Origin of the sequence: Paraburkholderia ferrariae NBRC 106233 (genome assembly GCF_000685035.1) — a bacterium.
Classification (GTDB): domain Bacteria; phylum Pseudomonadota; class Gammaproteobacteria; order Burkholderiales; family Burkholderiaceae; genus Paraburkholderia; species Paraburkholderia ferrariae.
In genome coordinates this window covers 257,472-281,450 of sequence record NZ_BAYB01000004.1, presented here as the reverse complement: position 1 = coordinate 281,450, position 23,979 = coordinate 257,472, and the positions used below count along the sequence as shown (strand labels likewise).

General features: G+C 58.7%; 17 protein-coding genes. 6 read left to right on the top strand and 11 right to left on the bottom strand.

What is annotated here, in order from left to right; all coding sequences use genetic code 11:
* Nucleotides 1-204: 204 nt before the first annotated feature.
* Together BFE01S_RS04860 and BFE01S_RS04855 are read right to left on the bottom strand one after the other, a co-directional pair.
* The gene (locus BFE01S_RS04860) at nt 205-636 is read right to left on the bottom strand and encodes a carboxypeptidase-like regulatory domain-containing protein (RefSeq protein ID WP_028224590.1); all 432 of its coding nucleotides are present in this window, start codon (nt 634-636) and stop codon (nt 205-207) included.
* Nucleotides 637-688: 52 nt separating this feature from the next.
* Nucleotides 689-2,143, bottom strand: coding sequence for a trypsin-like peptidase domain-containing protein (locus BFE01S_RS04855; RefSeq protein ID WP_028224589.1), 1,455 nt, complete (start codon nt 2,141-2,143; stop codon nt 689-691).
* Between the two features lie 1,168 nt (nt 2,144-3,311).
* Here BFE01S_RS04855 and pstS point away from each other — a divergent pair.
* The gene (gene pstS / locus BFE01S_RS04850) at nt 3,312-4,343 is read left to right on the top strand and encodes a phosphate ABC transporter substrate-binding protein PstS (RefSeq protein WP_028224588.1); all 1,032 of its coding nucleotides are present in this window, start codon (nt 3,312-3,314) and stop codon (nt 4,341-4,343) included.
* A 1,613-nt stretch (nt 4,344-5,956) separates the two neighbouring features.
* Nucleotides 5,957-6,166, top strand: coding sequence for a hypothetical protein (locus BFE01S_RS37395; RefSeq protein WP_042337225.1), 210 nt, complete (start codon nt 5,957-5,959; stop codon nt 6,164-6,166).
* 76 nt (nt 6,167-6,242) lie between these two features.
* Here BFE01S_RS37395 and BFE01S_RS04835 read toward each other — a convergent pair whose 3' ends face one another.
* The 4 genes from BFE01S_RS04835 to BFE01S_RS04820 form a co-directional block, all read right to left on the bottom strand.
* Nucleotides 6,243-6,560 carry a P-II family nitrogen regulator gene (locus BFE01S_RS04835; protein WP_028224587.1) on the bottom strand — a complete coding sequence of 106 codons (318 nt, stop codon included), beginning with the start codon at nt 6,558-6,560 and terminating at the stop codon, nt 6,243-6,245.
* 501 nt (nt 6,561-7,061) lie between these two features.
* Nucleotides 7,062-9,077, bottom strand: a complete 2,016-nt coding sequence (locus BFE01S_RS04830; RefSeq protein WP_028224586.1) for a bifunctional DedA family/phosphatase PAP2 family protein — start codon at nt 9,075-9,077, stop codon at nt 7,062-7,064.
* 133 nt (nt 9,078-9,210) lie between these two features.
* Complete coding sequence (locus BFE01S_RS04825; protein ID WP_028224585.1) at nt 9,211-10,548, bottom strand: sensor histidine kinase; 1,338 nt, start codon at nt 10,546-10,548, stop codon at nt 9,211-9,213.
* Complete coding sequence (locus tag BFE01S_RS04820) at nt 10,512-11,186, bottom strand: response regulator (RefSeq protein WP_028224584.1); 675 nt, start codon at nt 11,184-11,186, stop codon at nt 10,512-10,514. The genes BFE01S_RS04825 and BFE01S_RS04820 overlap by 37 nt, the downstream gene beginning before the upstream one ends.
* Nucleotides 11,187-11,479: 293 nt before the next feature.
* Here BFE01S_RS04820 and BFE01S_RS04815 point away from each other — a divergent pair, with 293 nt between their 5' ends.
* The 4 genes from BFE01S_RS04815 (at nt 11,480) to BFE01S_RS04800 (ending at nt 18,047) form a co-directional block, all read left to right on the top strand.
* Complete coding sequence (locus BFE01S_RS04815) at nt 11,480-12,640, top strand: TolC family protein (RefSeq protein ID WP_169742596.1); 1,161 nt, start codon at nt 11,480-11,482, stop codon at nt 12,638-12,640.
* Nucleotides 12,641-12,647: 7 nt separating this feature from the next.
* Nucleotides 12,648-13,685: an efflux RND transporter periplasmic adaptor subunit gene (locus tag BFE01S_RS04810; RefSeq protein WP_028224582.1), complete on the top strand. Its 1,038-nt coding sequence runs from the start codon at nt 12,648-12,650 to the stop codon at nt 13,683-13,685.
* A 20-nt stretch (nt 13,686-13,705) separates the two neighbouring features.
* Complete coding sequence (locus tag BFE01S_RS04805) at nt 13,706-16,741, top strand: efflux RND transporter permease subunit (RefSeq protein ID WP_028224581.1); 3,036 nt, start codon at nt 13,706-13,708, stop codon at nt 16,739-16,741.
* Between the two features lie 106 nt (nt 16,742-16,847).
* On the top strand, nt 16,848-18,047 hold the full coding sequence (locus tag BFE01S_RS04800; RefSeq protein ID WP_028224580.1) for an MFS transporter: 1,200 nt from the start codon (nt 16,848-16,850) through the stop codon (nt 18,045-18,047).
* 170 nt (nt 18,048-18,217) lie between these two features.
* On the opposite strand, the gene phoU is transcribed toward BFE01S_RS04800, so the two are convergent.
* From phoU to BFE01S_RS04775, 5 genes are all read right to left on the bottom strand, one after another.
* A complete protein-coding gene (phoU, locus tag BFE01S_RS04795; protein ID WP_028224579.1) occupies nt 18,218-18,925 on the bottom strand; it encodes a phosphate signaling complex protein PhoU in 708 nt (235 codons plus the stop codon).
* Nucleotides 18,926-20,052: 1,127 nt separating this feature from the next.
* On the bottom strand, nt 20,053-21,456 hold the full coding sequence (locus tag BFE01S_RS37390; protein ID WP_042337223.1) for an ATP-binding protein: 1,404 nt from the start codon (nt 21,454-21,456) through the stop codon (nt 20,053-20,055).
* Nucleotides 21,453-22,115 (bottom strand): response regulator, encoded by a 663-nt coding sequence (locus BFE01S_RS04785; RefSeq protein ID WP_028224578.1) that lies wholly within the window; start codon nt 22,113-22,115, stop codon nt 21,453-21,455. The genes BFE01S_RS37390 and BFE01S_RS04785 overlap by 4 nt, the downstream gene beginning before the upstream one ends.
* Nucleotides 22,116-22,443: 328 nt before the next feature.
* Nucleotides 22,444-22,746 carry a PepSY domain-containing protein gene (locus tag BFE01S_RS04780; protein WP_028224577.1) on the bottom strand — a complete coding sequence of 101 codons (303 nt, stop codon included), beginning with the start codon at nt 22,744-22,746 and terminating at the stop codon, nt 22,444-22,446.
* Between the two features lie 151 nt (nt 22,747-22,897).
* Complete coding sequence (locus BFE01S_RS04775; RefSeq protein ID WP_028224576.1) at nt 22,898-23,446, bottom strand: cytochrome b; 549 nt, start codon at nt 23,444-23,446, stop codon at nt 22,898-22,900.
* Nucleotides 23,447-23,979 lie beyond the last annotated feature (533 nt).

The following is a 23,979-nucleotide window of genomic DNA, read 5'->3' as shown; positions in this document are numbered from 1 at the left end:
TGGTCCCCTTTTCGCCTGCAGCACCGAGAAACGAAACTTCGCGGTCGCCACGTAACCCCTGGCGGCCATCGGTCGACCTCCAAGTCGCAGACTCACCAAGAAACGGCTTGATTAGGTCAGTGTCGAAATGGCAATCAAGTTGGTTCGTGTTGTCGCAGGACGGAGAGTTGGAGTTTACTCACCGCGCATGGCCAACTCCGTGCCCTACATGGGCCATATGAACAGTTCGCGCGAGGGTGCGCCAGCTGCAATACTCACCACGCGGCGCACCTGGTTTCCGTTGTAGCTGGCCGTCACCGTGTACCGACCATACGGCAGAGAGACCAGCATGAACGGACCGCGCGTGCTTGTATCTAGCACGACAGTACCGTGAGCGTCGGAAATCTGGACAGGTATGTCCGCGAGATACTCATTCCCAGCATTCGTCTTGCCTGCGAACTCAAGAACAAGCGGATAGTTACCCATCTCGCTTTTGATGGCTGTCGACTCGTCACTACCCACGCCACCGGACAAATAATTTATTGCACCCGCGTGCTGCACGGGCGGAAGTGCCTCTGGCATAGCCAACGCGAGTTGTGCGGTGGCGGAGAGCACGAGCGTCATCGCACTCAATCGCAATATCGAGTGTTGCTTCATTTTGACCTCCGACGAACTCCTTGAAATACGGGAGCATCCGGCGCCGGTATCCCTATCCGATGTCGATTGCCACGAAGATTGGACGACCATCACGCTGAACCAGCAGCGCGACGTTGCCGCCAGCGTTGTCTAGCTCGTCACGCAACTGAGCTGCGCTTGAGACCGGTGTACTGTTGACCCGCGAGATGATGTCCCCCGGCTGAACGCCGGCGAGCGCTGCGGGGCCCGAGCTCGCCTCGACGCGGACACCGCCGGTGACGCGCGCCTTTTGCCGTTCTTCTGATGTCAGACTGCGCACTGTCAGGCCAAATTGTCCGACCGCAGTCTTAACGTGTTTGGCCGAGGCGACTGAGTTCTCCTCCATTGCACCCAACACGACCGAAGTTTCATGGGCCTGTTGGTCCCGCCAGAACTTCACGCGTACTGCGGTCCCCGGGCCCAAGTCGGCCACAACTAGAGGCAATTGCGCCGAGTCGGTAATTGCCACGCTGTTCACTCGCAATATAACGTCTCCGGCTCGCAAGCCAGACTTCGCCGATGGACCGTTACGATCAACCGAGCTGATCAGCGCACCGATGGGCTGTGCCATGCCGAAAGACCTCGCGAGAGGCGCGCTGACCTCCTGAATGGTCACACCCATGCGGCCGTGCTCAACCTTCCCTTGAAACTGCAATTGCTGTTCGATTCTCATCGCGACGTCAATCGGAATCGCAAACGAAAGTCCCTGAAAGCTATGATGAACCGGTGTATCAATACCGATGACGTCGCCGTTCAAATCGAAGAGAGGCGCACCTGAGTCGCCAGTATTCAGGGTGAGGTCGGTTTGAATCAGGGGAACATACGTTTCGTCCGGCAGCAACCGTCCTTCGCTGCTGATGATGCCGGCAGTGGCTGTATTTTCAAATCCGTAAGGCGAACCAACAGAGACGACCCATTGCCCGACCTTCGCACCGGATGGGTTTCCGATTTTCACCGTCGGAAGGTTATGCGCATCGATTTTTAGCAACGCTATATCGCTCGGCGGGTCGATACCGATGACCGATGCCTTGAACTCGCGACGGTCCGTTAGCCTGACGTTGATTTGCGATGCACCTGCAACCACCTGGGCGCCAGTGAGAATGTATCCGTCCGGGCTGATGATGAAGCCGGAGCCGAGGGCTCCCGATAACAATGGGCCTTCACTGGAACGGCTGGGGGAGAATTGTCTGAAGAACTGGACGAACGGGTCATGCTCGTTCGATGCGGGCGGCCAAAGCGGCGTCAGATTGGCGATATGGCTTGAGCGCGGTGCGCTGATATTGACCACAGAGGGCCCGTTCTGCCGCACGATATCTGCAAAGTCCGTGGTAATCCCAGTCGAGAGAACGCGCTGCGTCGTCGGTATGGCGCCGGGAACCGCCGAGCCCTGCACTGCCGACGAATAGATCGGCCTGGACGCGCATCCGACAGACAAAACCGCCATCAGACACGCCGCAACCGGCGTACGCATCAGATTTCCGGCTCGCATGGCACCGCTCCTAGCGATGTGGAAATGACCCGCGTGATGCAGCGTTTACGCAAGCGCCACGCATTCATTCCCTATTACGACGGTTTCAGCCTAGGCGGACAAACTTAAGAGACACTTAAAACTCCACCGGGGGTGTTGCAGAGCCTCGGCGGCTGGGTTGGTCTCAGATTTACGCGTCGCTTTCGGCTGGCAATGCAAGGCGACGGGGCTACTTCAACCCGCGCCCCAGATGCCGACTTTGCTGGTGGTCGAATTGGTATGGGTGCTCGGTCGTGCAATCCTGAGTTTGGCGTACTGCCCATCCGGTGAACTGCCGGCGCGCACCGCTCATCTCACTTGAGCATCGCGAACCCGGCGAGCGCCGCTGCGCCCAAGGCTAAAGGACCCACACGTATCGCAACGCTCACGCCGAGAAGAACCTGCGCGCGCTACGGTGGTCTATGTGTGATGCAGATGCCAACAACACGCGCACCGGGCCACGGAATGACAAATGGAAAGACCACGTTCAAACGAGGCACTTGCGCTTGAACGTGTCGTTGACGCCGCACGTGAAGTGGACGCAGCGTCAATAGCACTCGAAGCAAGCTTCACTGAAAAAGAGAGTGCGAGACCATCGAGCTTGCAACTGGCGTGGTTCGCAGCGGCCATGTAAGAGTTGCGGGACGCTCGTGAGGCATTTGATAAGCTGGTTTCCCGCGGCGAACGACCAGCAAGCTGACCTGTCCGCGCCTGGCACATGTCACTCAGAACCTGTCATTCCCGACCCGCTCTCCAGCGAGACAGGTTTGAGTGCCTTGTTAAGGCGGCGTGCCTTTCGATTTGCAGCGCCATCCTCCTCCTTGGCTACCAGATAGCAGCCAACTCGATTCCTGCCACTGCTCTTCCCTTCATACATCGCCGCATCGGATGCATTCAAAAGTGACCTCAGATTTGAAAACCTATGGCTCACTGTGCAAGCACCCTTAAAAACAGGCAACTCTTTCACACAGCGACAACCCCAGCCGTAAAACGCAGAACAATTTAACGAGACTTCGGAACAGATTAAGCGCCGCCCTCACCAGAGCATCGTGGCTCCATGCGTCCGAGCACCGGCCCCATGTCATATTCCTGACATCAATCCGGTCTATTTTCGGGCGACCTTTTCCTACAACCACACGCTGGAGCACATATGAGACTCATTCAAACCGCGATTGCCGGCCTGACCGGCGCGCTCTTCGTCGTCGCGGCCCACGCCACCGACATCACGGGTGCGGGCAGCACGTTTGCCGCACCTATCTACGCCAAGTGGGCAGACGCCTTTCAGAAGGCAAACGGCGGCAAGGTTAACTATCAGGGCATCGGCTCCTCGGGCGGTATCAAACAAATCATCGCCAAGACGGTCGACTTCGCCGGGTCAGACGCTCCCCTGAAGGACGACGAACTGGCGAAAGACGGCTTGTTCCAGTTTCCGACCGTGGTGGGAGGGGTGGTGCCGGTCGTAAATCTGCCAGGCATCAAGCCGGGCGAGTTGACTCTATCTGGCGAAGTGCTCGGCGACATGTATCTGGGCAAAATCAAAAAGTGGAATGACCCGGCCATCGCCGCTTTGAACCCCAAAGTTAAGCTACCCGACACAGATATCGCTATTGTCCGTCGTGCTGACGGCTCAGGCACGAGCTTCATCTGGACGCACTATCTGTCGCAGGTCAATCCGGATTGGAAGAGCAAGGTGGGCGAAGGCACGACCGTCAGCTGGCCGACGGGTACAGGCGGCAAGGGTAACGACGGTGTGGCCGCTTTCGTCCAGCGCCTCCCGGGTGCCCTTGGCTATGTCGAGTGGGCATACGTGAAGCAGAACCATATGGTCTACACCGCGATGAAAAACGCATCGGGTGCTGTGGTTCAGCCAGAGACAGAAACGTTCAAGGCCGCTGCTGCTGGCGCCAACTGGTCGAAGTCGTTCTACCAGATCCTGACGAATGAACCGGGCAAGGATGCGTGGCCGGTTGTCGGCGCTACCTTTGTACTGCTGCACACCGCGCAGGACAAGCCGGACCAAGGTAAGGAAACGCTGAAGTTCTTCGACTGGGCATTCAAGAACGGAGACCAGGCCGCTCAGGACCTGGATTACATTTCCCTGCCGCCATCCGTTGTTACCGAAATCCGCTCGCAGTGGAGCACGAAAGTGAAAGACACTGCCGGCAAGCCAATCGCTGAATAAGTTCGGGGCCTCAAGCGCGCTCCCTCGCGGAGCGCGCGATGCCTAAACCCTAGAGGGCACTTTTGCAAAGAAACTTCGCACGTCATTCGTCGTCGTGCTCGCCGCCCTTTTCCTTGTCAGTGTCCCCAGCTCGAAGTGCCGTTAGCCCGAGACTGAGCGCCATCACAACAAGGAGCGCCAGAAAGTACCACCCCCACGAGAACCTCAGGTCCACGGAAACCTCCGCTGTCAACCTTCACTGCATCGCAGTGCAAACCCACTCCTTTATTCTAGAAGCCGTGTGGCGCAGCAGTTAGTTCGGAAACTGATGCATTGCAACAGAAATTTGGCCGTAGGGTTCTGCGCCGAACGAGTACTGACTTCTGTGCCGCCGAGGGATTTCAGCAGCTATTCGCGCTATCGCTGTTTTAGTATTCTACGAAGCGCGCGCATGACGTCGCGCTCCGTGTACGCCTGCCAGACACAGCGTGCTTCCGTGCAGCGCGCGGATACAGGCGGCAGAGCGTAGCGTCGCGGAAAGCGTCCGCGTTTTCAACACCATAGATGAATGGCATAACTTCCGTCGCGCCGGCGGAGTTGTTGTGCCGCTGGAGGAGCGAAACAATGCGTTCAACAACCGAGTTTCCCGTAAGAGCCCTCGCATGTTTTACCAGCCTGGGCATCCTGACGTACGGCACGCGTGGACTTGCATTGCATCAGCACTTGCATATGGCCTATCTGGCGCTCACTGCGGTCGGAATAGTTACGGGAGCGCTTTTCACGGCCACGTGGTCGCCAAAGGCGTAGATAGCAGGTTCGGCAACGAACTCGGCCAAGCGACCAACAATCGATGCTTAGGCACGCGTCGAAGTTTCGACGTCACGCCTCATGGACACACGCATTGCGTTGACCGTCCCCTTTCTAACAACCTGGTGCCGCGCCGTAAGTCTTCCCCGGAGTGATGCTAAACGCGGTGCGCTCTGATGGGCTCGGCCGCTTCCAGGTCGGTAGAAATCCCTCTTGACAGCCCCGCTTCCGCTCGGCCTTATATCGTGTACAGTTCCAGGCAACTGCTTCAACGGCGACTTTGTCAGTTTGCGGAAGCTCATCCGCATCACATAGCCGACCACCCGACGTTGCACCGAATTTAAGTCTGGCTTAAGCGCCATCGAGTACACTGCGCAAACCTTGCCGACGACCGTGTCGACATAGATTTCAATACTTCGCATGACCGCTCAATCGCCGTCCACACAGTCGCGTATACATTCCTGCTAGAAGCAAACGAGTCCAGCGCAGTCACAGGCAGTTGCAACCAACAGATGTCCAGAACGGCTGGTCGACCCTCCGCCCTTGCTCAGGGCCGACTTTGGGACCCGGAGCTCCGCCGGGTCCGCTTTTTCCCCACTACCAGGCGCTGTCTGCGACAGCGTTAAACCGCTCATCCAGTCAATCATGATGGAAAGCCTGCTACCCACTGCCACCTACAGATCGCTGCCAGTCGGGTCATTATCAAATCGTTGTCACGCGGCTTCGCTATAGTCGGTCATAGCGTACAAGGAGCATAACCACCTCCCTCGTTCCTCAAATCGCGTGTTGACAGAACTCCATGTGCGTAACAGTTATTGAGGCACATCATGAAGAAGCTTCTTAGCCACCATGAGATCGCGATGTTGTTCGTGCTGTTCAGCGCGCCTGGACAGGTGGCGCTCGCAGACCCCGATGTAGCGGCCCTTCAACAGGAACAATTGGTGGAAGTCGTGTCCACGACATCCGAGAACGCCGAATTCAGATTGACATTGGAGGGTACCGAGATGCTACGGCGCCTGGGGCTGGCGAGGACGTGACAAACAGGTCGCCGGGACCGGGACGGGCAGGCACATAGGTACTGCTGCTCGACCGAGCTATAGCACGCATGTCCAATCACGCTTTCGCCTCAGACTGGCTGCGAACGCGGAAGAATTTCTCCACCGGCATGACTGCAACGACCCCATTTCCGGCCGCGCCGACATGGGCAATATCCATGATTGTCTTGATTAACGCATCGACGCTTTCCGCCTGCACAAAAATTTCGATTCTGATGTGCTCCCTTGTCCAGTCATCGGCGAAGAAATTGGGGTGCGCACCGAATCCTCTTACCCGCGTAACGGTCACACCATGGATGTCGATAGCACCAAGTTTCCTTTCCAGTACTTCCGCTAAACCGGGCCGGACAATGGCAACAACGCATTTCAGTTCCATGTTTTCCTCCAGCAACGTCGATTGTTAGCGAAGCCGTTTCCTACCGCTTTGGTGCTGCATTTTTCACTCACTCCAGCTTGAGTCTTGCCGGCATCCTGTGAACCCCTGCTTGTGTCATGAACTCCGCTTTGCTCAAGCGAACCGCGCTTGTCACCGCCATCAGGACTTCGAAGCACTGAAAATTGGAACGGTGCACGCCGCAATTTCGGCCTCCGGTCCTCTGGTGAGCAGGCGCGTTCGTGATGAACGATGCCGATAGCGGACCTGCAGCAGACCGTCGCGAAGCGAATACAGGAACTCGCTCCAATGGCGAAGCCCCATGGCCACCCACACCGCGACCAACGGTCGCGGTGCTCCCTCGAATAACAGACTCCCACAAAGACCGATGGCTAACATGTCCAAGTGAGTTCCCTTCGAATGAAAGAGTTAAAAGACATTGTAGCGACGTCACTTAGTATCTCCACGTCCCTAAATTTTAGGCAACGCCCCGTCGCACCGCATTCAGTCGGAGCGCAACGTCAGTAACGTCACTGGAACGCCATGACAATCCTTCTTCGCCAACACGGCCACCCCGGGAAGTGCAGGTAACGGGTCATCAACGGCAAGAGGCGCTGTCGCCGGGTCAACGGCACGTAGCATGTTGATTGGCCAGGAAGCACGATAAAGCCGCTCATGCACAAGCGAACCCAACCAAACGGGCGCAGCTGACGCGGCGCCCTGCTCCTCAATCGCATAGTCCGTGGGCCAGAAACGCAGCACATCGCGTTCGTCTCGCGTGCTGCCGGGATGCGTGAAGACAAGCAAAGACGGCACACCATTGTTCAATTCCGGCAGCACCGGCAGTGCCATCGCCGAAACCTTGGGCGATGCGAGGGAGAGCAGGCTGCGCGCAGAAAGCTCCGCTCCGTCAACCCAACCTTGAGCTCGAAGGCGACTTCCTATCTCCTTAACGTTCGCGGACCACTGAATTGCTAGAGGCTCCTTCCGGTCACCTTCCATGTCTGAGCGATAGCAAGGCAAACTCCGCCACAGAGAATCGGTCCATTGCGACGTTGTTGCGATGACCGGTGCGCTACCCGGCGCGCTATGAGATTTCGGTGCGGGTGTCCCGGCGCCGAGTTGCACCGCCACGCTGACGCACACAACCGTCAGCATGAGAACTGGCATGAACCCACGCGATGGTTGCACTACCGGCCTCCGCCACACGGCGGTAAAGGCGACAACAGAGACCCAGACCGACGCAAGCGCCGCGCCTCCAATGGCGTCGGAAAACCAGAATCGACCGAAGTAAAGCCCAGACAGGCTGACGCCGACCACGACGACGGTACTCACTGTCACGACGAACACGCCAACCAATGTACCAACCCTTCGAGCGAGCAGAAATGCAAGAAAGCCATATACAACGACCACGGCGGCGACGTGATTGCTCGGGAACACATATGCGCCGGACGCAAGCGAATCCGGCGGAGCACGATGGATTGCAAACTGGAGGGTAAATATCAGCAGCTGTGAAAAGACAACGGCAGCGAGCCAGTAACCAAGCGTGCGCCAACGACGTTCCCACACCATCCATAGCGCCGATGTGGCGACCAGCGCTGCCAGCGTGGTGACACTGCCGGGCGTGGCAAGGCCCGACAGGAGGGTATCGCCCCATGGGCTGCGCACAGATTGAAGGAAGTGATAAACGGACACGTCAACCCGTACGAGTGGGTCACCACTGATGACGTCCTGTAAGACGCCGAAGAACAGCCAGCAGGAAAGAAGCACAATGACCGACGCCACCCCTATTGCACCGGAAGCTGGTCGGGTCGGATTCAGTAGCTGCAACGCAAGACGGCCTGTCCGCCCTTCGTGGCGACTGGCCCAGTTCGTCAGAGTGCGGCCCGCGGCACTCGCCCAGGCACTGGCGTGTGAGAGAACGAAGCGGGCACCCCGAAAGCTCAACCATACGATTCCGACCAGTAGCGCGATGATGATGACGAGGCGAAACGAAACAGCGCCGGCCACCTGGACGGATGCCCCGAAAATAACGCCCGGCAGGATATGCGCGGGCGCCCAGAGTAGAGCTGACAGGATGTTCATGGTGTAAAACCGCACCGGCGTCATACCCGACGTTCCCGCAACCACTGGCACAATCGCGCGCAACGGCCCAATGAACCGGGCGAACACGACGCTCTTCGGACCGTGTTTTGCGAAGAAATCGTGCGCAGCCGCAAAGACTTGCGGGTGCGTCCGGAACGGCCACAACTGACCAATCTGGGACCTATAGCGGCTGCCGAGGCAGTAGCTCATGCCATCCCCGGCCACTGCGCCAGCAATCGCGCATGCAAATAGTGCCCCAAGGTTTAGCGACCCGGTTCCAGCAAGCGCACCGGCCAGGAACATCGCCGTGCTACCCGGGATGAATGTTCCAATAACTGCGATGGCTTCCAGAAATGCCGCCAGGAAAGCGACAGCGAGCGTCCATCCCGGGTGTCCGGCGAGCAGATGCAACATGTGGTCATATGCGTGTTCCATCGACATCTCCGTGGTTCGCGCGCCAGTTGCTGCTCAGCAGCCGTTCAGATTGCCGCGGGGTTGTGTGTCAGATGCTGCGGGTACGGGCCAACTCGGCAGCAGCCGATAACCTGAAGCCCAGCAGATACCGAAGTCATTGATTCGGACGTAACGGTTGAAAATACCGCGCACGGAAACCACGGTCGATGTTTTCGAGTACCAACCGGCCGCCTGTGCGGCGTGCAATCTCCGAGACGATGGAAAGACCCAGTCCACTCCCCGACGCAACCGAATGGTCCAGCCGGTAGAACGGTTCCAGCACACGGTCGAGTTCGACGTCCGGAATACCGGGACCCGAGTCGGTAACTTCAAACATCACTTCGCCTCCTGCATGAACGACAGACACATCCACCTTGCCGCCAGTCGGCGTGTATCGCACCGCGTTGTCGACCAGATTTCGCAGCACCACCATGACTGATGACGCGTCGACCACGGCATCAACTTCATCAAAGTGCTCGAATCCAAGGTCAATATCCTTCTCATGGGCGACGCCAATTGTGGCGTTTATGACCTCCGTTGCCATTGCTCGTAGCGATACGGTCGTCGGCTCCCCCAGCATGGCCTCTTCAGACCTCGCCAGTGCGAGCAGTTGCTCCACCAGTCTGTGGGTACGGCGCAATCCTGCCTGAAGGGCCAGCAGCCGTTCCCGGGCATCCGGCGACGTGATGGCGGCTCCCAGATTTCCCGCTTGCAAGGACAGGGCTGCCAACGGCGAACGCAACTCATGTGCTGCGCTGGCGACAAATCTCCGCTGCTGACCGATAGCGTCCCTCAGCCGCGCAATCAGGCGGTTTATCGACCGGACAAAGGGCAGCACTTCCGCGGCGATACCCTCCTCTGATAACAGCTGGACGGTTGCATCGGTCTGGCGGTCCACAACGGCCGAAAGCCGTGTAAGCGGCGCCAGTTTCGCCCTGACAATCACCACCACGACGATAGACAATCCCGGCAAAAGGAGGAGCACGGGCACGAGTGTTCTCATCGCACCGTCCCGCGCTATTTCATCGCGTAACGCAGAAGGCTCTGCCACGGCGATGCGCCCCCCGCTCCGGAGCGTCCGTATATTGACGCGCCAGCTTTGGTCACTACCGGTCAAATCATGAAAGCCGTCGGCCAGCTCCCGCGGAACCGCCAGTCCGACGGCCTGCGTCACGCCTGACGGTGCCTCGCTGAACCGGTCAATGACCACCTTGACGTCCGGGTCCTGGGAGCTCTCAATTGATGGACGGGACCCCGTGAACGCCAACGCGCCGCTATCAATGAGCGCAGCGATTTGCCTCAGTTGGCCGTCCTGAAGCTCTCTCGCTTCCTGATACGCAAACAGGAATGAAAACCCGCAGGCAAGCACGCCAACTGCCACAATCACACTGCCAATCCACACCGACAGCTGCAGCGTCAGAGAGCGTGATTGTTTTCCTTGTCTACCAACCATCCCACACCTCGTACGTTGCGGATAACCGACGCGCCCAGCTTCTTGCGGATACCGTGAATCAGGACCTCCACGGCATTGCTCTCGACCTGCTCCTGCCACGCGTATAGTTGTCGCTCCAGGTCGCTTCGCGAAAGGACCGTCCCGGGCTTCATCAACAGCGCGCTCAACAGCGCAAACTCGCGACTCGTCAGCCGGCACTCATTGTTCTCATACACAGCCATGTGTGTCGCGACGTCGAGTGTAAGACTCCCGCTTGTCATCCTGGTATCGCCGTGGTCGCCGAGCCGGCGCGTCACCGCCCGAAGTCGCGCGAGTAATTCGCTTATTTCGAATGGCTTGACAAGATAGTCATCGGCGCCGGCATCGAGCCCGACTATCCTGTCCTCGACACTGTCGCGCGCCGTAAGAATAATCACCGGAACTTTGCTTCCTCCTGCTCTGAGCGACCGGAGCACGTCAATGCCGTCGCGCTTCGGCAGATTCAGGTCCAGCAGCACGACGTCGTGCTCACGTCCCAGCAACGCGCCCGTCGCCGACTCCGCGTCGCGGACCCAATCAGCCGCATGCGCTGCGTCCTTCAATGCCTGGACGATTGCATTGCCAATCATTTCGTCGTCTTCTACGAGGAGAATTCTCATGCGTCCCACCGATTAAAAACCAGCGTGCTAAGTCAAATCTAAGTCTCGTGGCTTAGTATCCGAAGCGTTTTTTGCGTCGGATATCCACCGTGACCCATGATGCTTACGATAGTAGGTTGCAAAGCGAACTTCCCGCAACCGGTAGGCGATATCCCGACGCTGTTGCACGCGTGCGATTCGCGCTTGTCACGCTGGCTGTAGTGTTGACCGGCTGTGTGATGTATGCACCAAAGCCGCTCCCGGAAGCGCCTCAATGGCCTGATGACATCACGTCAACAGCAGCCCCATTGACGGTGGACCAGGTGGTTGGACGCGCGCTCAAGCATAGTGCGGATATCCGACGTGCTGAACGCGAGCTCGATATCGCGGCCGCACGGCAATATGCCGACGGGCTTCTGCCAGACCCAACACTCAGCTTCAGTACCGACCGCCCCGGTGCGGAGGGCTTTGTTCCTGCATTCATGGTCGGACTCAGCTATGAGGTGTCCGCACTCGTCGACCGGCCCGCGAAGAGGCGGGCGGCAGACAAGGCTTTTGAGAAGCAACAGCTCGCGCTGGAATGGACGAAATGGCAGGTCGCGAACCACGCCTATGCGCTCTACGTCAATAACGCGAGCCTCGAACGTCTCGAGAGAGAAGTCGAGCCGCTGGTCGCCTATCAGAAAAGTGTCGCTGAACGAATGCAAAAGACGCTCGCACGCGGCGACATAACGCGAGACATCGCCGTGCAAGCGGAAACCGCGTACCGAGACAACGCGCAGCAATTGGCTACGCTGCGCCAGGCGCACCTCAAAGCGGGACAGGAACTCGATACGCTGCTTGAACTTCGCCCTGGGGCACACCTGGCGCTTGCGGTCCCGCCGCAGCCGCTTGAAGTCCCGGAAGAAGCGGTGTTACATGCGCTCGTCGACCTCGGACAGCGTCGTCCCGATTTGCTGGCCCTGCGTGCGGGATACGCCGAACAGGACGAACGCTATCGGGCAGCGCTCCTCGCGCAGTTTCCGCGACTGGACATTGGCGTTACACGAGGCAGAGACACGTCGGCCATCTACACCTCGGGTCTTGCCATGTCGGTGACGCTTCCCCTGTTCAACGGCAACCGGGGAAATATCGCGGTCGAAAAGGCCACACGGGAGAGCCTCTATCAGGAATACACCCAACGGCTTGACGATGCGTACACCGCCGTAGACGGCATCAGCTCGGAACTGAGCCTGCTGGGTGACCAGCTTCGTAACGCACAGTCAACGGAAGCTACGCTCGAGGCGTCGGTGACGCAGGCGCGTCGCGCCTATGGCGCCGGCGACGTGACGCTACCGGTATTGGCCGACCTCGAATCGCGATTGCTGACCCAACGCATCGCGACAGCGAAACTCGCGAACGCGGTACTCCAACAGCAGGTCGAGCTCTGCACCCTGATTGGCGTCAGCGCTATTGACCACCAACCGCTTCGCTAGGCCCTCCATGAAATCCGCCCGCTTGTTCATCCTCGCCGCCGTCATCATCGCATCATCCGTCGCCGGTCATCGTGCGTTCGCCGAAGAGGTCGTGACAATGCCTGCAGTACAGAAGCGCGTTGTGACCACGCTCTCCGCGCCCGCGCACGTGCAGGCCGCGTCCAATACCGTGCTGAGTGCGCCTACGGCGGGCATCGTCTCCGGCCTGCGCGTCCTTCCGGGCGAAACAGTGCGGTCCGGACAGACGATTGCGCAACTGACCGGCCCCACGGTATCAGCCGAGAGCGCCCACCTTGCGGCCGACCTGAAATCGGCGCAGATACGGGTGTCTGCCGCAACGCAGGCTGCCGCCATTGAACAACAAAAGCTTGATGAGCAACTCAGCACGCGCGACGCCGTCGTTCGCGTGCACGCCGAACTCGACACCGCACGCCAGCAACTTGCAGTTGCACAGTCGGCGGCCCGAAGCTACGCAAGCTTTACTGCGGTTGGCGTACCCGAGTCCGGTATTGTGACGGCGGTCAATGCGGCCAATGGTCAATACGTGGGTGCCGGGCAGGCACTGATAACCGTGGCCTCCTCCCGCGGCCTTCATGTGGTCGCGAATCTCTACGGAAGCGACGCCTCATTGGTCACCGACGGGATGAAGGGGGTCTTTCTGGCCGAGGGCGCGGATGCACCCATTGACGTGGCGGTTCAACGCACGTCGTGGAGCGTTACCGCACCCGGTCAACTGGACGTCTGGCTCAATGCCGCTTCGGGTCACGCTCTGGTGGCGGGGACGGTCGGCACCGTTTCTTTAACCACATCGGACGCCAAACGGCTGGTCATTCCATCCACAGCGCTCGTGCTCGAAGGTGGCCAGTGGTGGGTGCTGGTGCATGACAGGAGTGGCAACCAGCGGCGGCATGTCTTTCCGGGGCCCTCTGATGGCGGCTGGACGTCAATCGTGCAGGGGCTCTCGCAGGATGAACGGGTTGTATCACAGGACGCGTATCTGCTCTTCCACCAGGATTTTGCAACGCGCTACCAGCAAGCCGACTGATGCTCCCTGCCGACGAGAACATGCTCAACGACATCGTCAAGCGCCCTCTCCTCTGGGTCATGCTGTATGGCGCACTGATTGCGTACGGCATCTACGCGCTCATCAACATTCACGCTGAAGTCCTGCCGCAGTTCAACATGCCACAGGTGAGCATCATCGCCCAGTTGCCCGGTGCGACGACGTTAGACCTGGAGGGACTGATAGCCCGGCCAATTGAGGCCGAACTTCAGTCGCTACAGTCGCTAAGCGACGTACGGACTGTCATAGGCCAAGGCTCCGTCAGGATTGAAGCACGTTTCGCAGAGGGGACTGCCGCAACAGGCGCGCTGCAAGACGTCAACGGCGTCATCGGGCGCATCAACGGCTCGCTGCCAAATGGCGCGACCTTGACAACGGAAATCTCCGGCAACGCGATAAATGAGGTCGCCGACTACGCCGTGCAGATTCCTGACGGTGTCGACGCGTCAATGGTGCAACGTGTCGTCGAGTCGAATCTCGCTCCTCGCATCCGGGCGGTTCCAGGTGTACAACGCGTGTCGGTGGCCGGACCTGGCCAGGATGCCATATGGGTCCGCCCCGACCTCCTCAAAATGCAACGGTTTAACGTCTCTGCGTCGACACTCGCTGCGTCGCTCGGGGCTGCCACGGGCATGGTGCCCAGCGGATACGTCGACCTGGGCCACCAGGACATTTTTGTTGAAGGAAGAAGCCTGCCGACGCAACCGTCCGACTATGCGGGCGTATCGCTGCCGACACCCGGTGGCACCATTCCTCTAGGCGCGATTGCCGACATAGTCCGTTCCGCGCCTCCATCTCACCACTCCGTCAAACTTGACAACAGGCCTACCATCGCGCTGGTTGTGTTCAAGCAGCCGGACGCCTCAACGCTTCCGGTTGTCAATGAGGTCGACAGGACACTTCATGAACTGGAGCCCCAGTTACCCGGCGGCGCCCGTTTCGTGCGCATCTACAGCCAGGGCCATATCGTCGGCGTGGTCGCCGCTGATTTGAGCCGCAATCTCGCTATCGGCGCTGTACTCGCCGTCGCCGTCCTGTTCTGGATGCTGGGCGCGAGCCGCGGAATATGGGCGGTGGCCCTGAGTATTCCCCTCTCGCTTCTGCTCGGTATCGCCGGACTGTACCTGGCCGGACAAACGTTGAATTTACTGACGTTCGGCGCCTTGTCGGTGGCCGTGGGGCTGCTTGCCGACGATGCCATCATTGTGCTGGAAAGCATCTACCACCGGTGGGAGGCCGGCGACGCCCGGTGGGAAGGCGTTGCACGTGGCTTACGTGACATTGCCGGGCCTGACATTTCCGGGACGATGACGACCGTCGCGGTGTTTCTGCCACTTGCGTTCGTGGGCGGCCTGGCGGGACTGTTCTTTGTTCCGTTTTCGCTGGCGATGACGGTAAGCCTGATTGCGTCGCTCATCATTTCATTGAGCGTGATTCCGCTGGTGCTGGGATTCATCGGCCCTCACGCGGAAAAGCGCACATCATCAGGTGCGCACGCAGTCGCGTGGCTCAAGAACCATAACCTCCGTCTGTTCGAATTTACCCTGCGTCGCCCCAAGCGCTCGCTCTGGGCATGCGTGGCCATTTTCGCGGTCTCTATTGCGGGACTGGCGCTGGTTCCGGTGGATTTTTTGCCGCTGCCAAACGAGGCCGTACTGCTCGAAAGCTTTACCCTGCCGCCCGGCACGTCGCTACATGATGCTCAGGACGTCGCGGACCGCATTAGCGAGCGATTGCGCGGACTCGGGCCCGTCGCCCATGTGTTTTCGCGCGTCGGCTCGGCGTCCGGGACGTCCTATACGGAGCCTGCCTACGCTGGCGAGATTCAGATTGTGCTGAAGCCGAACGTAAACGCAAGCAGTCTCGACAGAATCGGCCAGCAGGTGCTCGATGCATCGAAACTGCCCGGCGTGCAAACCGCAATTGGAACGCCGACCCTTGAGCGGGTGGGCGAAACGCTTTCCGGCTTGCCTCAGCCATTCGTTATCGATGTGTACGGCGATTCGATTGCGACCTTGCAGTCACTCTCCTCGGAAGTCACGCGTCGACTCGCGGGCGTGCCCAACCTGTCGGGCGTGTTCAACAACGACGGCTATCCCATCACCGAACTGCAAATCACGCCCAAGCCGAACGGCCTGGCGCTCCATGGCATCACGCCTGCACAGCTCTTCTCCCAGTTGCATATCCTGCTGGCCGGGCAAACGGTTGCCACGGTCCCCGAAGGCAACGGCCACGTGGATGTGTTTGTCAGACTGGCCGACCCCACACACCTGTCCATCGAGCAGCTAAGGCAGCTTCCGGTGATGGCTAATGGGTGGACCGCCCTGAGCGACGTGGCCGACGTCCGCATGGCGACGGGACCCAATGTCATCAGGCATCTGAACGGGCTGCGCGCGATTGAGATACTCGCGACGCCAACTGCCCCGCTCGGACAGGTGATTTCTGCTTCCAGACAGGCGCTTGCGACGCTTTCGTTGCCGGCTGGCTACGAGGTGAAGTTTGGCGGCCTGTATCCGCAACTCGAACGTGCGGCAATTAACGTAGGTATTGCGGCAGTGGTCGCACTCGCGCTCATGCTGGGTATCCTGACACTGCAGTTTGACGGCTTGCTCGTGCCAGGCCTGCTGTTGCTGCAAATGCCGCTGGCGTTTTCCGGAGGCGCAATCGCGCTGGTGGTGAGCGGGGTTGGCCTGAATGCAATCGGCCTGATTGCCTTTCTCACCCTGATTGGGGTAAGCCTGAACCACGGCATCGTGCTACTGCAACTGGTGAAGCGAAACGAAGCGCAGGGAATGTCTGTCACTGACGCCGTACGCGATGCGGTTGAGGTGCGCTTCCGGCCGATTCTCCTGACGGTCCTGACAGCGTCACTGGGTCTGCTGCCGACGGCACTCGGCTTCGGCAAGGGCGCAGCGCCCGAACAGGGGTTGGCCATCGTTACGCTGGGCGGGTTAGTCTGGAGTGGCCTGCTCAGCACAAACCTGTTGCCGGCTCTTTATGTGTACAGGCGCGAGAAGCAACGTCAGAAGACACTGTAGGGACACGCGATACCATCGCTGCGTCGTTGGTATCGCTTCATAATGGCGCTATATGAATGACCGACCCCACCGCCGCTAAATCTGACACTTGCTACATCGAGAAACGATGCAGACCAAACCCGCGCCGAACAGCAGCACACTACGCCAAATCCCCCGTGGCATCTGGATGCTGGGTTTCGTCAGTATGTTCATGGACATCTCGTCGGAAATCGTTCACAGCCTTCTGCCGATGTTCCTGGTGACGAGTCTCGGTGCAAGCGCCACGATGGTCGGCCTGATTGAAGGCGTCGCAGAAGCCACTACACCCATCGTGAAGATGTTCTCTGGTGCACTGAGCGACTACCTTGGCAACCGGAAATGGCTTGCGGTCATCGGATACAGCATGGGGGCGTTGAGCAAGCCGCTGTTCGCTCTCGCGCCGACGGCGGGCATCGTGCTGGCCGTGCGTGTTGCAGACAGAATCGGGAAAGGCGTGAGAGGCGCGCCGCGCGATGCGCTCGTGGCTGACATCACGCCTACGCATCTACGTGGTGCCGCGTACGGACTGCGTCAATCACTCGACACGGTTGGCGCTTTTCTTGGCCCGTTGCTGGCCGTCGGATTGATGCTGTTGTGGGCGGACAACTTCCGTCGAGTGTTCTGGGTCGCCGTGATTCCGGGCCTCGTCGCCGTGGCACTACTGGTATTCGGTATCCGCGAACCTGCGCACCAGGCTGGCGTAAAGCGCGTCAACCCAATGACGCTTGAAAACCTGAGGAAGCTGAGTCGCAACTACTGGGGGGTCGTGTTCGTCGGCGCAGTGTTCGCGCTCGCGAGGTTCAGTGAGGCATTCCTTGTTCTGCGCGCCATGCAGGGCGGTATACCGGTGGCACTGGTGCCTCTCGTGATGGTCGCGATGAACGTCGTGTATGCGGTATCGGCCTATCCGTCTGGAAAGCTTGCCGACTCGATGAGCCACAACTGGCTTCTGGCTGTTGGCCTCGTAGTGCTCTTTGCATCGGATATCGTGCTTGCCCACGGAAGCCAGTGGCCGGTCGTGCTGCTGGGTGTCGCGCTTTGGGGCTTGCACATGGGGCTGACACAGGGTCTGCTGGCGACGATGGTCGCACATGCAGCACCTTCGGACCTTAAAGGCACTGCATTTGGGTTGTTCAACCTGATGACCGGTCTCGTGACCCTGGTCGCCAGTTTAGTCGCAGGCGAACTGTGGGACCGGTTTGGGGCAAGTGCGACGTTTTACGCGGGAGCAGGGTTTTGTTTGCTGACCCTGTGTGCTCTGGCTATCGGCGGAGGATTGCGCCGATAGAGCGCTTTCTGGAGGAATATTGAGGCGAATGTTGCGCCGGACCAGGTGGGGTCGATGTCGTTACGAGTCTGCGCCCGACCTGAGATTTCGAATCGTGCAACGTTGTACAGCTGTATTCCAGATACTTCGCCAACAAAAAAGTGACGCACATCACCTCTCCTTGCCAGGCATCAACTGTCAGAGGCGTCGTGTCCAAGCTGGTCTCGGGGTACGTGGCGGACATCGGTGCCGCTAACCACATAGACAACCGACTCGGCGATATTGGTCGCGTGGTCACCAATACGCTCGATGGCTTTAGCGATAAACAGGTAGTCCAGTCCAATCGAGATTGTCCGAGGGTCTTCCATCATGTATGTCACGAGCTTGCGCACGAAGGCTCGAAACTCGTTATCGATGGTCTCGTCATCCCGGATAATCTGTGCTGCTGCAACGGTATCCATCCGCGCAAATGCATCCAGCGCTCTGCGAAGAATATGTAAGGCCATTTCGCCGGAAACCTTGATTTCAGCGATGTTGATGCTACGTGCGTTGGCTTCCGTGGCAATGCGGCGCGTCCGCTTCGCAATCTTCCGGGCCTCGTCACCCGCACGCTCAAGGTTGGTGATGCACTTCGACGCGGCCATCAGGAGTCGCAGGTCACGTGCGGCGGGTTGTCGACGAGCGATGATGTTGCAAACTTCTTCGTCGATTTCTATTTCCATCGCATTGAGCCGACGTTCGCCCTCGAGGACCTGCTCGACAAGTGGCAAATCGAACGTGTTCATTGCGTCCATCGCGAGCGCAATCTGTGACTCCACAAGGCCGCCCATTTCGAGCAACCGGCTTGAGAGCAGGTTGAGGTCGATATCAAATTTTCTCAAAATATGCTTATCCGACATGTTCGTTCCTCGGCCGAGGCGACCAGCGACATAGTCCGCAGTTGCCCGCAGTATCGTATCGGGTTCAGAAAATCTGCCCGCTCGAACCAGACTCCACGAACGCACCGATGCATCACGGATACCTGGTCATCAAGCTCGACGCGTACGATAGCGCTCGCAACCGTATTAGCGTATGCCTGCGTTTCGACATAGGCAACAACACCTTCGCGCCTGGTACGAAAAAGAAGGCCCGGAATCGCTTCCGGGCCCGAGAAAGGTGGTCATGGCATAGCTCCTTCGGCTCGAAACGTGACTGAGCCGAACTTCGCCAGCGGTGATAACCACCTGCGTGGTCGAACAAATGAAACAGCCCGACATGCGAGCGTCTCGAACGTCAGAAACGGAGTTCCGCTACTGCCCTGCCTGCGCGAAAATTAGCAGCCTCTCCTTAAGGGCAGCTTATGCAGCGACGAAACGCTCTGAAGGGCTGCGCCTTTCGACATTGGCAAAAAAAGGCGCGTCAGGTAGCCCCAGTTTTGAGCTTTGGCTATCCGGCAAGGTGTCATTGTCCGGAACTGCGCAATCCCGGTGCATCGCATCGGTCACGAGCACGCTACCCGCGGCGCGGTCACCGGGTCAGGATATTTATTCTTTTGAGTCCGATCTCCGCGTAACGGGGCGATGGCATCAACTTCCGCTTCATTTTTTTCCGCGGTCGTTAGTGTGGGTATCGCGGCCCCAGTCAAAGTTTCAGGCCCATGTCCATTGACAATGCACGTTGCCGTCCTTCCATCGCGAAAGCGTACCTGTTTGGTGTAGCTCATGGCGGGACTTGCGTTTGCATACGAAGTTGCAAGCAATAGCGCCATCGTCGAAAAGACGCAAAGGCGACTGGATTTCATTTGACTCTCCTTGTTGACCGCCCGACGAACGCTCGAGCCTTTCAAAACGGTACCGAACACATGAACCGGAAAGTTCGGTACCGACAAGGACAGTCTGCGGCGAGAGACCTTAAGCCGTCATGAAGCGAGAACCGACGCGGATGGCTTAGCACTTACAGGTAGAGGGTACAACTGGCAAATGGGGCCTTGGTTACTACCCAACTTTGACAAGCATCGGACGAGCCCTGCATCGCTCGTCGCAGGTGGTCATGTGTGCCGGTGCCAGCCCGGCTCGAGGCGCGCACTTGATGACCGCGCCGCAGGCGGGCTGTCTGCAGGAGCACGGCGCAGTCCACTTACAGAGACCTTCAGCCCTCGCCCATCCGTTCGATTGAGCACAGAGAGCTCAGCGTGATGCTTCGCTGCCACCTTTGCTGCGATGGCTAACCCCAGCCCGCTGCCCTGTCCAGTTGTATTTCCTGCACGATAGAACCGGTCCAACACGCGCTCAAGGTCGGCCGTCGGTATGCCAGGTCCGTTGTCGACAACCTCCAGCGTTACTTCGGCATCGCTCGCGCAAAGTCGAACATCGACCTGCCCGCCAGGTAAGGTGTACCGAATGGCATTGTCGACGAGATTTGTGAGCATCGTTGTCAGTGAGGTCTCGTCTCCATTCACGACGATTGGGCTTTCCATCGCCGCAAGACCAGTACATTCCAGACCCAGGTCAATTCCCTTGTGTTCTGCCAGCACGGAGAGTTCACCGACTACCTGGGTGGCCACACGACGAAGGTCGGCATTTCCTGCGCGCGCGCTGGCCTCGGCATCCTCCCGCGCGAGCGTCAGCAACTGCTGGACGAGATGGATTGCGCGATTCACCCTTTCCTCCAGTTTGCGCAGCAGGTCCTCGTCACTCAGTTTCGCGTGGTCCCGTCGTGCAACCTGAATCTGGAGCTTCAACGCCGTCAACGGAGTTCGAAGTTCATGTGCCGCGTCCGCAACGAAAACGCGCTGCGCATGCAATGCACTGTCGAGACGTACCAGTAGGTCATTCAATGCCTCAACCAGCGGCTCGATTTCAATCGGTATGGCATTGGCCATATCGATGGGTGCCAACGTCTCAATCGAACGAGTTGCCAAGGACCTGGAGATGATATTCACAGGCCGCAACGCCCGCTTCACAACCAGCAAGACCAGGGCGATTTCGAGTGGCAGAATCGCCAACAATGGCCAAAGCGTCCTTGACGCCTGTGTCAAGGCTGACTCGTCACGGACGGACATGGGTTGTCCAACCTGAACAAAACGGGAAGCCTGCTGTAGACCGAAAACCCGATAATGACGCTCACCCACTTCGACGGTCTGAAATCCCGCGTGCTGGCGTGGCAGCTTTGCGCTTGGGAGCGATTCATAGGTCAGATGGTTTGACGCGTCCCAAATCTGGATGACGACGCGGTCATCCTGTAATCCCTCGAAGTCGCCAGACTCTTTATTCGCCAATTCTGTATCGGCCACCGACTGCGGCAAAGAGATGGCGACGGAACGCAGTTCATAGTCAAAAAGCTCGTTCGCCTCTTCCAGCGCGCTTCGAAAAATGCCGTATCCCGCAAGAGCGCTCATTGCGCCGAGCCCCAAAATCAGGCCAACCAGGAGTTGTGTGCGCACCGACCTCATGCTGTCCCCGCCAGTCGATAGCCGATGCCTCGAATGGTTACAATCTGCTCAGCGCCCAGCTTTTTTCTGAGATTGTGGACGTGCACTTCGATGGTATTGCTCTCTACCTCCTCGTTCCAACCATAGAGCTTCTCCTCCAACTCTGCTTTGCTATACACCTTGCCCGGTTCTTCGATAAGCGCACGCAATAAACTGAATTCGCGGGAGACCAGTGGGATGGCTGTGCCACGAAGCGTGACCTCGTGCGCGACCTCATCCAGTGTGAGCGCACCGTGAACATACACGGGTCGGGATTGCCCGGCGCGTCGCCGAAGCAGAGCACGCACCCGAGCAGCCAGCTCATTCAAATCGAATGGCTTGATGAGATAGTCATCGGCGCCGGCGTCCAGCCCCGAGATTCGGTCGTTCACAGCATCCTGCGCTGTCATGATGATGACCGCGGCGCTTCCGCCGCTGGCGCGATAGCCTCTCAGAACGGTCAGGCCGTCCTGCTTCGGCAGACCCAGGTCCAGCAGGACGAGGTCATACACATCGTTTCCGAGTGCCAGTTCCCCGGCTCGCCCATCTTCTGCCCAATCGACCGCATGACCAAGCCCCCTCAATGCGTCAAGAACGCTCTCGGCAATCATGGCGTCGTCTTCGACTATCAGTAAGCGCATGCGTGGTCTCCTCGACTGAAGAGTGTGCATCACGTGAGCTTAAGGATTTCTTATGCGGACGTCGGAGAGGACACATGTATCTGTCTGCCCCAACATTCCCGGTCGCAGAAATTGTCTGGAATTCGAAAGCCATCCTGACATACCACGCGCGGACACTGAAACGCGCATCGCTCCGTCAGATACAACGCCAAGACCCTCGCTACATTGGGTCGGACGAGGTTGTCTTTGCGGGCTTCGAGAGTCGCGGGTCAACGCGTATTAGTCTGTTCGCAAGGAGCGTCGAATTTCCGTCCGGTGCCGCTCAGCCCCTGCTGCCAACGATGATGCGCTAGTCAGGATTGGGCCCTTCCAGTTTGTTTTCCAGAACCGCTCCATCCTGGGCGTCGACACCGACCTCCTGGGTCACCTGTCCCGCGCGAATATCGAAGGAATATCGAAGTCCGCTGCCCCCAACCTCCTTTTCCAGTTCCTCATCCACGATTTTTCCCGGATGTGCCTTGAGCGCGATAGAACGCGCCTCTGCGATTCCGACCTTGGCATCCTTTGCAAACTGCTGGCCGCCGAACGCCTGCGCCCCAACACTTGCAACGAGTAACCCACACGCCAAACCAATTGCGGCATAGTTTCGCATCTGAACCTCCACGGTGACTTCGGTTTCAATGCAATGCTGGACGTTCGACCTTAACGCTTGCTTACGGCCCGTCTCTCCGGTTGCGTAAGTGCGGGCCGCGTGCGCGAAAGACCGGAATATCGTCAGACCTCAAGGCGATTTCCCGCGGCACCTACAGAATGCGTCGAAGCAGGCGGTCCTTGAATCCGACCTGATGTACAACTACAGCGAAAACGTGTAATCCAATCAGGATTAGAAGAATCGTGGCGCTTGCGCTATGCCACTCGCCGATGGACGCTCCAAGCGAATCTGGCGTCGCAAGCTGTGGCATATCCCATACCCCGGCCAACCTGACAACCCAGCCCCGGCCACCTGCGTTCAGCCATCCGAGCATGGGAACGAGCAGCAGAAGCGCGTACATCGAAACGTGAACCGCCGCCGCGAAAAACCGGAGCACGCCATGCTGGTCGACCGGACGTGGCGAGCGACGCATTGCAGCCCACACAAGCCTTGCGGCGAATACGGCCAGTAGCGACGTCCCAATACCAACGTGCCATGCGACCAGACCAGCCGGAGCCTTCACTGAATCAGCGTCTGGCATCAACCATCCAAGACTGAACTGCGCCACCAGAAGCAGCAGGCTGAGCCAATGAAGTAGCCGGGAAACCGTGTCGTAGCGAGCCGGAGTATCGCTGAAGCGTACTGTGTTTTGAGTATTCATTTTTGACTGAATCAGAACCTGGAAATGAGGGCGCCGCCGTCCGACGTTCGAACAGCGAATCCTTCCTGCACGAACACGCGACAGGATTGCTATGGCACGGCGAGTGGAAAATGCACTTCCGCCGAACCGCCCGGAAACTTAACCGCCAGAGCTTGTGATGACCGACTCGCCAATCGTTCTCACAGCATCGAGCGCACGCGACACCACCTGTTTCCACTCGCGTGACGTTACGCCCGCAAAATGCTGTATGCATTTGGCTTAAGGGATACTTAAAGGGTTCGAAAAAGACCTGCCGTCGCACGATGAACGACGTGTTCAGCGGAAATCCCCTTGCTTTCTACAATGAGCAAATGTCGTCTGGCGCTCAGAGATTGCGCTGACCTCGTTGGTGTTCGATGCGAAGAAGGCGTCTTGCGCTGTGAACTCTCGTGTCGCCTGAATCTGTCAGCGCAAATGCGGAGTTGCTGGAGCCAGCCCGCCGGCAGACGGCACACGAAGCGTCATAGCATGCGCTATCCGTTCGACGGCGCTCG

Coding starts and splice junctions, on each gene's coding strand:
- BFE01S_RS04860 (WP_028224590.1), bottom strand. CDS start 636: ATGAAGCAACACTCGATATTGCGATTGAGTGCGATGACGCTCGTGCTC.
- BFE01S_RS04855 (WP_028224589.1), bottom strand. CDS start 2,143: ATGCGAGCCGGAAATCTGATGCGTACGCCGGTTGCGGCGTGTCTGATG.
- pstS (WP_028224588.1), top strand. CDS start 3,312: ATGAGACTCATTCAAACCGCGATTGCCGGCCTGACCGGCGCGCTCTTC.
- BFE01S_RS37395 (WP_042337225.1), top strand. CDS start 5,957: ATGAAGAAGCTTCTTAGCCACCATGAGATCGCGATGTTGTTCGTGCTG.
- BFE01S_RS04835 (WP_028224587.1), bottom strand. CDS start 6,560: ATGGAACTGAAATGCGTTGTTGCCATTGTCCGGCCCGGTTTAGCGGAA.
- BFE01S_RS04830 (WP_028224586.1), bottom strand. CDS start 9,077: ATGGAACACGCATATGACCACATGTTGCATCTGCTCGCCGGACACCCG.
- BFE01S_RS04825 (WP_028224585.1), bottom strand. CDS start 10,548: ATGGTTGGTAGACAAGGAAAACAATCACGCTCTCTGACGCTGCAGCTG.
- BFE01S_RS04820 (WP_028224584.1), bottom strand. CDS start 11,186: ATGAGAATTCTCCTCGTAGAAGACGACGAAATGATTGGCAATGCAATC.
- BFE01S_RS04810 (WP_028224582.1), top strand. CDS start 12,648: ATGAAATCCGCCCGCTTGTTCATCCTCGCCGCCGTCATCATCGCATCA.
- BFE01S_RS04805 (WP_028224581.1), top strand. CDS start 13,706: ATGCTCAACGACATCGTCAAGCGCCCTCTCCTCTGGGTCATGCTGTAT.
- BFE01S_RS04800 (WP_028224580.1), top strand. CDS start 16,848: ATGCAGACCAAACCCGCGCCGAACAGCAGCACACTACGCCAAATCCCC.
- phoU (WP_028224579.1), bottom strand. CDS start 18,925: ATGTCGGATAAGCATATTTTGAGAAAATTTGATATCGACCTCAACCTG.
- BFE01S_RS37390 (WP_042337223.1), bottom strand. CDS start 21,456: ATGAGGTCGGTGCGCACACAACTCCTGGTTGGCCTGATTTTGGGGCTC.
- BFE01S_RS04785 (WP_028224578.1), bottom strand. CDS start 22,115: ATGCGCTTACTGATAGTCGAAGACGACGCCATGATTGCCGAGAGCGTT.
- BFE01S_RS04780 (WP_028224577.1), bottom strand. CDS start 22,746: ATGCGAAACTATGCCGCAATTGGTTTGGCGTGTGGGTTACTCGTTGCA.
- BFE01S_RS04775 (WP_028224576.1), bottom strand. CDS start 23,446: ATGAATACTCAAAACACAGTACGCTTCAGCGATACTCCGGCTCGCTAC.